9 protein-coding genes are annotated in these 12871 nt (G+C 62.2%); all 9 read left to right on the forward strand.

The features are described from left to right. The first annotated feature begins 268 nt into the window (after window positions 1–268). The 9 genes from coxB to AC0L3E_RS15590 all read left to right on the forward strand — a co-directional run bounded on the left by coxB (window position 269) and on the right by AC0L3E_RS15590 (window position 12751). Window positions 269–1246: a cytochrome c oxidase subunit II gene (gene coxB / locus AC0L3E_RS15550; RefSeq protein WP_245469838.1), complete on the forward strand. Its 978-nt coding sequence runs from the start codon at window positions 269–271 to the stop codon at window positions 1244–1246. Then, window positions 1243–3771, forward strand: coding sequence for a cytochrome c oxidase subunit I (gene ctaD, locus AC0L3E_RS15555; RefSeq protein WP_473605112.1), 2529 nt, complete (start codon window positions 1243–1245; stop codon window positions 3769–3771). Before coxB ends, ctaD begins: the two co-directional genes overlap by 4 nt. A 7-nt stretch (window positions 3772–3778) precedes the next feature. Beyond that, entirely contained in the window at window positions 3779–4153 is a 375-nt protein-coding gene (locus AC0L3E_RS15560) for a hypothetical protein (protein ID WP_236383169.1), read from the forward strand. Next, window positions 4150–4770 (forward strand): cytochrome c oxidase assembly protein, encoded by a 621-nt coding sequence (locus tag AC0L3E_RS15565; protein WP_236383168.1) that lies wholly within the window; start codon window positions 4150–4152, stop codon window positions 4768–4770. Before AC0L3E_RS15560 ends, AC0L3E_RS15565 begins: the two co-directional genes overlap by 4 nt. A gap of 41 nt (window positions 4771–4811) precedes the next feature. Then, a complete protein-coding gene (locus AC0L3E_RS15570; RefSeq protein WP_473605113.1) occupies window positions 4812–5852 on the forward strand; it encodes a c-type cytochrome in 1041 nt (346 codons plus the stop codon). A gap of 38 nt (window positions 5853–5890) precedes the next feature. Then, entirely contained in the window at window positions 5891–7225 is a 1335-nt protein-coding gene (locus AC0L3E_RS15575; RefSeq protein WP_473605114.1) for a PQQ-dependent sugar dehydrogenase, read from the forward strand. A gap of 443 nt (window positions 7226–7668) precedes the next feature. Next, complete coding sequence (locus AC0L3E_RS15580; RefSeq protein WP_127317809.1) at window positions 7669–8649, forward strand: AraC-like ligand-binding domain-containing protein; 981 nt, start codon at window positions 7669–7671, stop codon at window positions 8647–8649. Window positions 8650–8752: 103 nt separating this feature from the next. Continuing rightward, window positions 8753–10780, forward strand: coding sequence for a hydantoinase/oxoprolinase family protein (locus AC0L3E_RS15585; RefSeq protein WP_128309244.1), 2028 nt, complete (start codon window positions 8753–8755; stop codon window positions 10778–10780). 3 nt (window positions 10781–10783) lie between these two features. After that, the gene (locus AC0L3E_RS15590; protein WP_127380462.1) at window positions 10784–12751 is read left to right on the forward strand and encodes a hydantoinase B/oxoprolinase family protein; all 1968 of its coding nucleotides are present in this window, start codon (window positions 10784–10786) and stop codon (window positions 12749–12751) included. The last annotated feature ends 120 nt before the right edge of the window (window positions 12752–12871 follow it).

The raw sequence follows: 12871 nt of genomic DNA on the forward strand, positions 1-12871 counted from the left end.
ATCGCTCGATTGGTCCCGATAGTTGGTGAACCTTAAAATAGGTGGCTGCCTGCTGAGACGTACAAAGGATCGCCGGTATCGAAGCCTACCGGCGCGACAAATGACGAAACCGGCGCACAGATTGCATGAGCACTGGCCATTGCCGTTAAACTGAAGTTTTGGCGCAACCACTCGGTTGCGGGCGCGTTTGTGAGCAAGGGCATCGATTGGAGGGATAGATTCGTCAACAGTTCCAAGCACAAGCGCCCGGATTACGAAACTCGCTGCGGTGCGCTGGCTCGCGCTGTGGTTATGCTTGGGAACCTGTTCCAGCTGCTCGGGAGCCCAGTCGGCGCTTGATCCGGCCGGAGAGGAAGCGCGCCAGATCGCTGACCTTTTCTGGCTCATGGCCATTGCTGGCGGTCTTATCTGGCTGACGGTCATCGGTCTTCTGGTCCACGCGATACGTCATGAGCGCACTCCCATAGACGAGCATATTGCAAGTCGGCTGATTTTCTGGGGCGGGGCAGCCATTCCTTCGCTACTCCTCTTTCTCTTGCTAGGCTATGCGCTTTGGTTGATGCCTGGACTGAGACCTTTCGCAGGAGCCGTCGAAGCCGATGGTCTCAGGATCGAAGTGACCGGTGAGCAATTCTGGTGGCGGGTCGCCTACCACCCGGCTGACGGCGGAGTTCCTATTCTTTCCGCCAACGAGATCAGGCTGCCGGTTGGCGAGCGCGTCGAGTTCTTGCTGAAAAGCACCGACGTCATCCATTCCTTCTGGATTCCCGCGCTCGGTGGCAAGATGGACATGATCCCGGGTCGCGTGAATCGGCTCTCGTTGCTGGCGACCAAACCTGGCACCTACCGCGGCCCTTGCGCGGAATATTGCGGGACCTCGCACGCGCTGATGACCTTCACGGCCGTCGCCATGCAGCCCGCTGCCTTCCGGGAATGGCTGGCTGTGCGGGCGAACCCTTCGCCCGGCGCATCCTTGCCCGGACGCGACATATTCCTTCGCAACGGCTGCGGCGCGTGCCACCGCGTTGCGGGCACACAAGCTGAGGGTGGTGTCGGCCCGGATCTCTCGCATATGGGTTCGCGGGGAACGATTGGTGCCGGCGTTTTGCCCACCGACGATGAGGCCGTTCGTAGCTTCATCGCCCATTCGCATTTGATCAAGCCGGGTTCGAAGATGCCCGACTTCAACATGCTGCCCCAACAGGACATCGCCGAAATCGCCGCCTGGCTGAAGGGGCTCGAATGACAACCCTCAAAGCCCGCATCAAGCGAAACGCCTTGCCCTCCGCAGAGAAGATCGAGGAAGAACAGCTGCGCCTCGTCTGGAAGACGCCGATCGGCTGGCGTTACTGGACTTCGGTCAACAATACGCAGGTTGGCCTCTGGTACGGGGGTGCGGCCTTTGCCTTCATGCTGTTTGGCGGCGTTCTGGCGCTTCTTGTGCGCACGCAACTCGCGGTTCCGGGAAACAATTTCCTCTCTGCCGACTTCTATAACCAGGCCTTTACGCTGCATGGCACCGTGATGATGTTCCTGTTTGCCGTGCCTATCTTCGAGGCCGTCGCGATCTTTCTGCTGCCGCCGATGCTAGGTGCGCGTGAACTGCCATTTCCCCGTCTCGGCGCCTTCGGCTTCTGGAGCTTTCTGATCGGCGGTGTCTTCGTTTGCGGTTCGATCTTCTTCGACGCCGCTCCCTCTTCAGGCTGGTTCATGTATCCGCCTCTTGCCACTGACAAGGCATATTCCGGCATTGGTGCCGACATCTGGCTGCTGGGCCTCTCCTTTATCGAAGTCGCCTCCATTGCTGCGGCGGTCGAACTGATCGTCGGCATCATGAAGTGCCGTGCGCCGGGCATGCGCATCAACCTAATGCCACTGTTCGCCTGGTACCTGCTGATCGTCGCGGGCATGATCCTATTCGCTTTTCCGCCGCTGATCGCCGGCGACATCCTGTTTGAGATGCAGCGCATGTTCGACTGGCCGTTCTTCGACCCGACGCGGGGCGGCGACCCACTGCTGTGGCAACACCTGTTCTGGATCTTCGGGCACCCCGAGGTCTACATCATCTTCTTGCCCGCCATCGCGCTGATGGCGATGATCGTGCCAACCTTTTCGCAACGTCCGATCGTCGGCTATTCCTGGATCGTGCTTGCCGCTGTCGGCACCGGCTTCCTATCGTTCGGCCTCTGGATCCACCACATGTTCGCGACCGGCCTGCCGCAGATCTCGCTGGCATTCTTCTCGGCCGCCTCGGAAGCGGTCGCGATTCCAACCGGCGTGCAGATCTTCGTCTTCATCGCCACCATGCTGGCCGGACGTGTCATCTTCTCGGTGCCGATGCTGTTCGGCGCCGGCGGGCTCGCTATCTTCGTCATCGGCGGGCTGACCGGCGTGATGGTCGCGCTCGTGCCGTTCGACTGGCAGGCGCACGATACCTATTTTATCGTCGCACATCTGCATTACGTGCTGATCGGTGGAATGCTGTTCCCGCTGGTCGCCGGCGTTTACTATTATTACCCGCTGATCAATGCGCGGATGCTCTCGCCCCGTCTCGGGCGCACCGCCTTCTGGCTGATGTTTGCCGGCTTCAACGTCGCGTTCTTTCCGATGCATCTCAGCGGCCTGCGCGGGATGCCGCGCCGCGTCTTCACCTACCCCGAGGGGATCGGTTGGGACTGGCTGAATCTCATCTCCACGATCGGCGCCTATGTTTTCGCGGCAGGGGTGCTGGTGGTTGTCTTCGATGTTGTACGGCCGAAGCATCGCGAACCCCGCAGCGAGCAGAATCCGTGGAAGGCGGGCACGCTCGAATGGCTGAACGAGCCCGAGGAGAACTGGGGCGTTCGATCCATTCCGATCATCGAGAGCCGGTATCCGCTTTGGGACCAGGCGGATCTGATGCAAAAGGTCAATGAGGGCGCCTATTATCTTCGCAGTGCCAAGGAGAATCGCCGCGAGACGCTCATCACCTCGGTGCTCGACGCCCATCCGCTACAGTGCCAGCGCGTGGCGACATCAACCACGATCACAATAATCTCGGCCGCATTGCTCGGCGGCGTCTTCGTCGCGCTCACCTTCGAACTCTGGATCCTCGCCCTATTGTCGGGCATCGGCACACTCTCTGCCGTTCTGTGGTGGCTCTGGACCGGCACCGGCGAAACCCCGGAAAAGAAGACCAAGGATGTCGGCCTTGGATTGCGCTTGCCGCTCTATGCCTCCGGTCCGGATTCTGTTGGCTGGTGGGCGATGTTCATTACAATGGTTGGCGACGGAACTGCCTTCGCCAGCCTCATCTTCGGCTATTTTTTCTACTGGACCATCCATCCCGACTTCACTCTGGGGCAGCCGGGTCCCGGTATGCGGTGGCCGATGATCGCGCTGTCTCTCTTCGTCGCCGCATGGGCCGCGATGCTTGGTGCGCGCCGACTGAACGCAAGCGGGTGGATCGACGGCGCACGCGTTGCGCTTGTTGCTGCGTTTCTGCTGACGCTTGCTGCCTCTGCAGCCGGTTTTGCCGGACCCTGGCAGCATGACATGCAGCCGACCGCGCATGTCTATCCGGCGATCGTCTGGATTCTCGTCATCTGGGCGCTTGCTCATGCCGCGGTCGGATCCGTCATGCAGCTCTATTGCCTTGCGCGCAGCCTCGCCGGCCGCCTGACGCGGGAGCACGACATGGAACTGCACAACGTCGCGCTCTACTGGCATTTTATGGCGATCACCGCTGTCATCACCTTCGCCGTCATCGGTCTTTTCCCGGAAGCGATGTGAGACGGTGATGCGCATCATTCCCAAAGAGGTCGAAACGCTCTGGACGCTCTTCACCGCGCCCGTGATCTGGGCCGGACATTTCCTCGCCTGTTATGCACTGGCCGCAATCTGGTGTGCCAAGCGCGGTGACCTCGGTTTCGCTGTCGTCCAGGCTGGCATAGTGGCTATGACGCTGGGGGCACTCGCGATGATCGTCTTGTCCGGGTGGCTCGCCTGGAGGCAGTGGGGCTTCGGCACGAACGACCCGCCGCACGACGATCCCACAGCGACGGACCGCAACCTCTTCCAGGGGTTTGCCACGCTACTGCTTTGCGGCCTGAGCTTCGTCGCTGTGCTTTACGTGGCGCTGCCGCTGCTCTTCATCGACGGATGCTCCTCATGAGGACGGCAAGCCTGTTGCTGGGCTTCGTCACCCTCGCGCTGGTCTGGGCGGGACCGCTGCTCGATGCGTGGCGTGGCTCGTTCGCGGCTCACATGCTTGCCCACATGGGCGTCGTCGCGATCGCGGCGCCGCTGATAGCAATCGGTATTGCCAGGACGATACGCTCCGTGGCCACCGCCGCTCCCCTTATCGCCTCTCTCGTCGAACTGATTGTCGTCTGGGGCTGGCATGCGCCGGCTGCGCGCCAGTGGGCCGAGACATCGACCATCGCCACCATGATCGAGCAGGTGTCCTTCCTTGGTGCCGGGCTGTTCCTGTGGCTGACGTGCATGGCGCCGCGCAATGCCGATGCGCCGGCCAGGGACGCTGCCGGCGCCTTCGCGTTGCTCCTGACCTCCATCCACATGACGTTGCTTGGCGCGCTGCTCTCGCTCGCCTCGCGACCGCTCTATGGCCTCGGCGAAGTGACGTGCTTTGGCCTCGTGCTCGGGGCGGGACAGGACCAGGCGCTCGGCGGCATCATCATGTTGATGATCGGCGCTGCCGTTTACCTCGCCGGAGGCGTCTTCCTGCTTGCCAGGCTCCTGAGCGGCAAAACCGAGAGGCTGGCCGGCTGATGCACGTCAACTGGAAACACTTGGCGATAGGCTTGGCGATCTTGCCGGCCGCGGTGCTTTTCGCGACCTGGATCGGCTTCTTCAACGTTGGTGCCTCGACCGGCCACTGGAAGGTGACCGAATGGTTCCTGCACTTCGCGATGCGCTCGGCCGTGCGGACATACGCACTCACGGTCAAGGTGCCGGACGAGCTGCCGCGCTACGCTATTCAGCCGGCTGCCGGCCATTTCGCGCGCGGCTGCGCCATCTGCCACGGTGCGCCCGGCGAACCGCGGTCGCCCGCCGTCCTTGCGATGCTGCCGCAGCCGCCGGACCTTGCCGGCAAGGTCGGCGAATGGACGGACGCCGAACTCTTCCGCATCGTCCAGCACGGCGTGCGCTTCACCGGCATGCCGGCCTGGCCGACGCAGCAGCGCGACGATGAAGTCTGGGCGATGGTCGCCTTCCTGCGCGAACTGCCGACGATGGACGAGGCGCGGTGGCGCGACCTTGCTTATGGCAGTAGCGAACCGTCGACTGGCCAAACACAAGGCCTCGAACGCGCACTCGCCGACTGTACCCGCTGCCACGGCACGGACGGGCTCGGCCGGAGCCCCGCAACGCCCGTCTTGGCCTCTCAGCGCAAAACCTATCTTCTTGAAAGTTTGAGAGCCTACGCTGCCGGCCACCGCCAGAGCGGTGTCATGGGAATTTCTGTCACCGCTGTCGACCCTGCGCTCCTCGCCGATCTCGCGCGGCATTTTTCCGCGCTGCCTGCGCCTGCAACGTCGACGCAACCGGACCGTGCCCGGATCGCGCGTGCCGATGAGATCGCGCGACGCGGCATCCCGGAGCGCGACGTTCCGGCATGCCTGGGTTGCCACGGTCGTCCGGACCGCAACCCCATCTATCCGGAACTGTCCGGACAGCCCGCCAAATACATTGCGACCCAGCTCGAGCTTTTCCGCGAGGAAAAGCGCGGCGGCACGCGCTTCGCCCATCTGATGCGCAACGCTGCTAAAAACCTCTCGGACGAAGATATTGCCGCACTGGCCGCCTATTTCGCGCAAATGTCGCGTGCCGCCGCAACCGGAACGCCCTGATGGCGTTACGTCACTGTCCCAATCCTCGGGAATATCCAATGCGAAAAATTCTGGGCGTCTTACTCGTCATTGTCGCCTTCGTCGTAATCGCGGGGGCAGGCTTGTTCTTCTTCTCGCGCGAACAGGCCACCGTTCCGATCGAGCAGACCTACGGTCCAAACCCGACGCTTGCCGAACCCAATCCGACCTGGATACCCACGGTCCACGTTGCCGAGGCGACCCCTTGGCCCCAAGGCAAGATGCCGGTCGCCGCCAAAGGCTTCGCCGTCAACGAATTCGCTGGCGGCCTCGACCATCCGCGCTGGCTGCACGTGCTGCCCAATGGCGACGTGCTGGTCGCCGAAAGCAATGCGCCGCCAAAACCTGACGAAGGTTTTTCCATACGTGGCTGGTTCATGAAACTGTTCCAGAGCCGGGCTGGCGCCGAGGTGCGGAGCGCCAACCGTATCTCGTTGTTACGCGACGAGAACGGCGATGGCGTGGCTGAGACCAGGACAGTCCTCCTCAGCAGCCTCTTCTCGCCCTTCGGCATGACGCTGCTCGACGGCAAGCTCTATGTCGCCAATGCCGACGCGGTCGTCGCTTTCCCCTATCGCGATGGCGACGCCGAGATCACTGCTCCGTCCGAGAAGATCGTCGACCTTCCGGCCGGCCGCAATCACCATTGGACCAAGGACGTCATTGCCAGTCCGGACGGAACGAAGCTCTATGCCACCGTGGGCTCCAACTCCAATGTCGGCGAAAACGGCATGGAGGAGGAAGAAGGCCGCGCCGCCGTGCATGAAATCGACCTCGCTACGCGGCAGACGCGGCTCTTTGCGTCGGGTCTGCGCAACCCGAACGGCCTCTCCTGGAACCCTGAAAGCGGGGAACTCTGGGCGGTCGTCAACGAGCGGGACGAGATCGGCAGCGACCTCGTTCCCGACTACATGACATCGGTCAGGGATGGCGCCTTCTACGGCTGGCCCTACAGCTATTTCGGCCGACACATCGATGTCAGGGCGGAGCCACCGCGTCCGGACCTCGTCGGCAAGGCGATCGTGCCCGACTACGCACTCGGGGCGCACACCGGGTCGCTTGGGCTCACCTTCAACACCGCCGACCTGTTCGGCCCGCACATGAAGAATGGCGCCTTTGTCGGCCAGCATGGTTCATGGAATCGCATGCCGCGAAGCGGCTACAAGGTGATCTTCGTGCCGTTTGCCGACGGCAAGCCGTCGGGGCCGCCGCAGGACGTGCTTACCGGATTTCTGAGCAACGATGACAAGGCATTCGGCCGTCCGGTTGGCGTTGCCATCGACCGAACTGGCGCATTGCTGATCGCGGATGATGTGGGCAACAAGATTTGGCGGGTTATCCCGGCGGCCGACTAGGCCGGCGCATCGCTTCGGCGCGTGGAAGGGTTGGGCTCATGCCAAAACGACCGAGGAGCCGAGCGGATCGGCGCCATTTTTGGCGGAACAGGGTTTCTCGGCCGCGGGCTCGCGCAAAGTTGCCTGGCGAAGAAGTTTCGGGTGCGCGCTGTGTCCCGCCATCCTCATCGCGCGAAACCAAACACGGCGACGACCGTGCCCAAGGTGCACGAGCCGGTCGAGGCCGATGCATGGTTCCAATTTGGCTTGCGGTTTGCGCGCCCAAGGCTGGTTTGATCAACTGCACACCAGGACCGTGACGATAACTGAAACCGTCGCGAGCTCCGGCCCTTGGGCCAAGCGGCCACATAAGTTTATTCGTTTTTGACCAATACGCGCCGGCGGATTCCTGTAATCTTCAGAAAAACACCGGGCTAACCGGGGCCAACCAGAAAGGTCGGGGAATGAAATACGTCGTCGATACGATCGGCGGTCCCACAGGCGGTGATGCCTGGCAAGCCGCTGTTACCGAAGCCTATTTTCCGCTCGACACCGAGTATCGGAACCGTCGTGAATTTTCGGGCACGCTGGAAACCTTCTCGCTTGGGCTCGTCAGCGTGTCTAAAATGCGCTGCGATGCCGTAAGCTATCGCCGCCATCGCCGCCACTTCCTCAACGAACGTGACGCCAGCCTGCTCATCACCATCCCGGAGATGTCGGAGGTGAATTTCTCGCAAGGGTCGAGGACCGTCAATTGCGGTCCGGGGGGCTTCCTCGTTGAGAGGGGAGACGCGCCTTACGAATTCTGGCACGGCAAGCCAAACGCGCTGTGGGTCCTGAAGGTGCCATCGTCGAGCGTTCGGGCGCGGATCGGGTCTGCCGAACGGCTCAGTGCGCTCAGTTTCGACGCGACCCAGGGCGTCGCCGCGCTCTTCCTCGACACGGTGCGAACCACGATCGGCCATGTCGATGAGATCACTGAAGTCGCTCGTGAGATGATGGGCAGGCACATCCTGGAAATGCTGTGCCTGTCGATCGTGAGCGACGATCGCGTGCTGGACAGCAGCATCTCGTCGATCCGGGCCGGCCATTTGCATCGTGCCGAGCAGTATATTCGCGACAATCTGAAGAATTCCGGCCTCGGCCCGCAGGCGGTGGCCGATGCCTGCGGGATTTCCCTGCGTTACCTGCAGGTTCTTTTTCAGGACAGCAACCAGTCGATCAACGGCTTCATCCGCGACGCCCGGCTTGAACTTTGCGCCGAGGAACTGATGTCGGTGACCAACATCAGCAGCGTTGCCGAGATTGCTTACCGCTGGGGCTTTGCCGACCAGTCTCAATTCTGCAAGCATTACCGGACGCGGTTCGGTTGCGCACCGACCGATACCCGTCGCGAAGCAGCGAACCGGGCAGGCCGCGCTTCGACCTCAAGAGAGCGGCACTAGACCCGGCGAAATCCGGGCCAATTCCATAATCTATTGCGACGCCGCCCCGGCAAGGGCGGCGAAAGCCGGGCCTTGCCCGCAAATATCCCGCGAAGGAACTGTCATGAGCAGAATAAGAGTTGCCGTCGATGTCGGAGGGACTTTCACCGACATCTGCATCATGGACGAAGACAGCGGCGCGATCCGCATCGAGAAGACCGCCTCCACGCCTGACGATCCCATGCAGGCGATCATGAATGGCGTGGAGCAGGGCCGCATCGATCTTTCGGAGGTGACGCTGTTCTCTCATGGTACGACGGTCGCCACCAATGCGCTGATCACCCGCCGCCTGCCACGCACCGCAATGGTCTGCACCGAGGGTTTCCGTGATGTTGTCGAGATCCGCCGCGCCAACAAGGAAGACCTCTGGGACACCTACAAGGATGTCGCCAAGCCGTATATCCCGCGCCGCGACCGGCTGACAGTCCGGGAACGGGTCAGTGCCGAGGGCACGATCCTGGAAGCACTGGACGAAGAGGCCGCTCATCGCGTCGCGGAAATTCTCGTCAAACGGCAGGTCAAGTCCATCGCCGTCTGCTTCATGAACTCCTATGTCAACGGCGCCAATGAGCGCCGCATGCGTGAGATTCTGAAGGAGGCCATGCCGGATCTGCCGGTCTCGATCTCCTCGGAGGTGATGCCGGAAATCTTCGAGCACGAACGTTTTTCCACCACCATGGCCAACGCCGTCTGCGCCCCGGTCGTCGTCGATTACGTGTCGCGTCTCGGAGAAAAGCTCGCGGCCGCCGGATACAAACGAGATCTCCTGTTGCTGCACAGCGGTGGCGGGGTCATGACGCCCGCGAGCGTCAGGGATTTCTCGGCCCGGCTCGCGGGATCCGGCATCGCTGCCGGCGCGATCGCAAGCCGCTTCATCGGAAATCTCTGTGGCTTCCCGAACTCGATCGGCTTCGACATGGGCGGCACCAGCACCGACGTCTCGCTCGCATGGAACGGGGAGTCGCGCATCACAAAAGACTGGTACATCGAATTCGGATACCCCATCCGCTTCCCCTCCATCGAGGTGCTGACCATCGGCGCGGGCGGCGGGTCGTTGGCATGGCAGGACGAGGGCGGCAGCTTGCGCAACGGACCGCAGTCCGCCGGCGCCTTTCCGGGCCCGGCCTGCTACAAGAATGGCAACCGCACCGCCACCAACACCGATGCCAATGTCGTGCTCGGCCGTCTCGGCACCAGCCTTGCGGGCGGCAAGATCACGCTCGACCCCGCCCTGGCCGCCCAGGCGGTGCAGGAGACTGTGGCGACACCCTTCAGCATGGAACTCCACCAGGCGGCCGAGGCGATCATCGCCGTCGCCAACGCCAACATGGGCAATGCCGTGCGGCTTCTCTCCATCAGCCGGGGCTATGACCCACGCGACTTTGCGCTCGTCGCATTCGGCGGTGCAGGCGCTTTGCACGGAGCGGCCGTGGCGAAGGAGCTTTCGATTCCAACCGTGATCGTGCCACCCAATCCCGGCGTCACCTCCGCGCTCGGTTGCCTTCTCGTCGACGTGCAGCATGATTTCTCCGAAAGCTTCATGGCCGATGCTTCGACGGTCTCGCCCGCCGAGATGCAGGCGGCCTTTGTTCTGATGGAAGAACAGGCCGTTGAGCGCCTGACCCATGAGGGCGTGGCGCGCGAAGACATGGCGCTGCAGCGTACGGTCGAGATGATGTACCAGGGCCAGTGGCGCTCGCTCGCGGTGTCAGCCCCGGCACGGATCGAGAGCATCTGCTCGCTGATAGAGGCATTCCACAACGAGCACGAACGCGAGTTCAACTACCGCCGCGAAGAGGCGCCGGTGTCGATCTTCCGCATCGCGGTCAAGGCGATCGGCATCGTACCGAAAGCCGAGATGCCGCGGCATGAAGTCTTGCCTCATGTGCCCGAGCCGCTCGGCCGCCGCGGCGTCTGGTTCGACGGCGTATCTCATGATGCGGCTGTCTATGAACGCGACCAACTCAGGGCCGGCGCTGCCTTTGCGGGACCCGCCATCGTCGAACAGTTCGATTCCACCACCGTGGTTCCGCCGGGAATGAGCGCGACCGTCGACGGCTTCCTGAACATTCTCATCGTGACGAAAGGCTGAGACATGACAAAGCTGATTGAAACGAGCCCTGGCCTCGATCCGGTAACGTTCGAGGTGCTGAAGAACTCCTTCATCACCACCGTCGACCAGATGGCCGAACAGATGCTTCGCACCTGCTATTCCTTCGTCATCTACAACCGAGACTTTTCGAATGCCCTGCACGACGCCGATGGCAACTCCGTCGCCCAGGGCAACTACGACATCGCGGTCCATGTCGGCACACTGCACAACACGTGCAAGGAGGTGATCCGGGTCTTCGAAGGCGATATGGCACCCGGTGACGTCTACGCAATCAACGATCCCTATGCCGGCGGTACGCATTTCAGCGATGTTAGGCTCGTCCGGCCGATCTTCGATGAAGACAAACTGATCGGCTTCTCCCAGTCGAACGGCCACTGGTCGGATCTCGGCGGCTCGGTGCCGGGTTCCTTCGACGTCACCGCCCGCGACATGTTCCGCGAAGGCCTGCGGATCACGCCGTTGCGCCTTTTCCAGCGCGGCCGCTTCTGCTCCGACGTCGCCAACATGATCGCGGCCAACACGCGCGATCCCGCATCGATCATTGGCGACATACATTCCCAGGCGCAGGCGACGCAGGCCGCCGAGCGCGAACTGTTGCGGCTGGTCAAGAAGTACGGACGCGGCCAGGTCATGCGCGGGATGGAGGAGGTTCAGGACTACGTCGAACGTGCGGTGCGAAAGCGTCTCGCGGAGCTGCCCGACGGCACTTGGGAGACGGTCGACTACATCGACCGGGATCTCGGTGCCGGCGAAGGCATGATCCCGATCCGCATCAAGATGACGATCAAGGGCGACACGATCCACTACGATTTTACGGGAAGCCATTCGACCATTGCCTCGATGTACAATTCCGCCCCGGGCGCGACCTTCTCTGCCGTGGTCGCCGGCATGAAGACCTTCTTTCCGGACCTTCCACTCAACAGCGGGTTTTACCGGATGATCGAGGTGACCGCGCCAAAGAACAGCATCGTCAGCGCGGAATGGCCGGTGGCGGTGACCGGGTTCCTGATGCCGTTCGAAAAGATCATGAACGCGATCTTCGAGATGTGGTCGAAGATCATGCCCGAACGCGCTATCGCCTGCGCCTTCAACCTCGAATATCTGCTGGCCGGGGGACGGGACGCGCGCAAACCCGAAAAGCCGATCTTCATGTTCTACGAATGGCTGCCCGGCGGTTGGGGCGGGCGCAACGGCAAGGATGGTGCCGATGTCACCACCGCCTGCTTCGGAACCGGGCTGATGTCGCAGCCGAACGAAGGCAACGAGCGGGTGAATCCCACTCGGACACTCGAGTTCCAGATCAAGCAGGATTCAGCCGGGCCCGGCAAATGGCGGGGCGGCGTCGGCGTGCAGAAGACTTCGTTGCTGCTTGAGGCTGAAAATGCCGTCATGTCCTATATTTGCGACCGTGAGCGCGCTGTCGTCTGGGGTGTCGAAGGAGGCCTGCCGTCGATGCCCCACGGCTTGACCATGAAGCGCGCCGGAGAAGAGACCGAGATTTGGCTCGGCTCCGTATTCTCCGATTACTCCGTCCACACAGGCGACCAGTTCGCTCGTCCGACGGCCGGCGGCGGCGGTTTCGGCGATCCATTGGAGCGCGAGCCCCGCAAGGTGATGGAGGACGTGATCGACGACTACGTTTCCCTGGAGCGCGCCAGGACTGACTACGGCGTGGTGATCCGCGAAATCGACCGCGACCTGTGCCAGTACGAAATCGACGGGACGGCAACCGAAGCCTGCCGTGCCGACATCCGGGCGAAACGGAAGGACTGGGCACGCATGGATCCCGAGGAGGTCGCGCGCAAATACCGCTCCGGCGAGATCGATACGCTCGATGCGGTTCGGCACTATGCCGTGATCCTCGACTGGGAGACTGGCGAACTGCTCCCCAAAACCACCGCCCAGTTCCGGGAAAGTTTTGAGAAACGGACCGTCGCCCACTGGGTCTGAGCACTAACGAGCGCGCCGCAATCTTGCGGGCGCTCGCGGGATGCCCGAGTTATCTGTTTTTTCGATACGATATTCAAAGAATTACTATTTCACAGGAGCCTAAAGCTGGAGCAACAATGC

The organism is Mesorhizobium sp. WSM4822 (genome assembly GCF_055811155.1).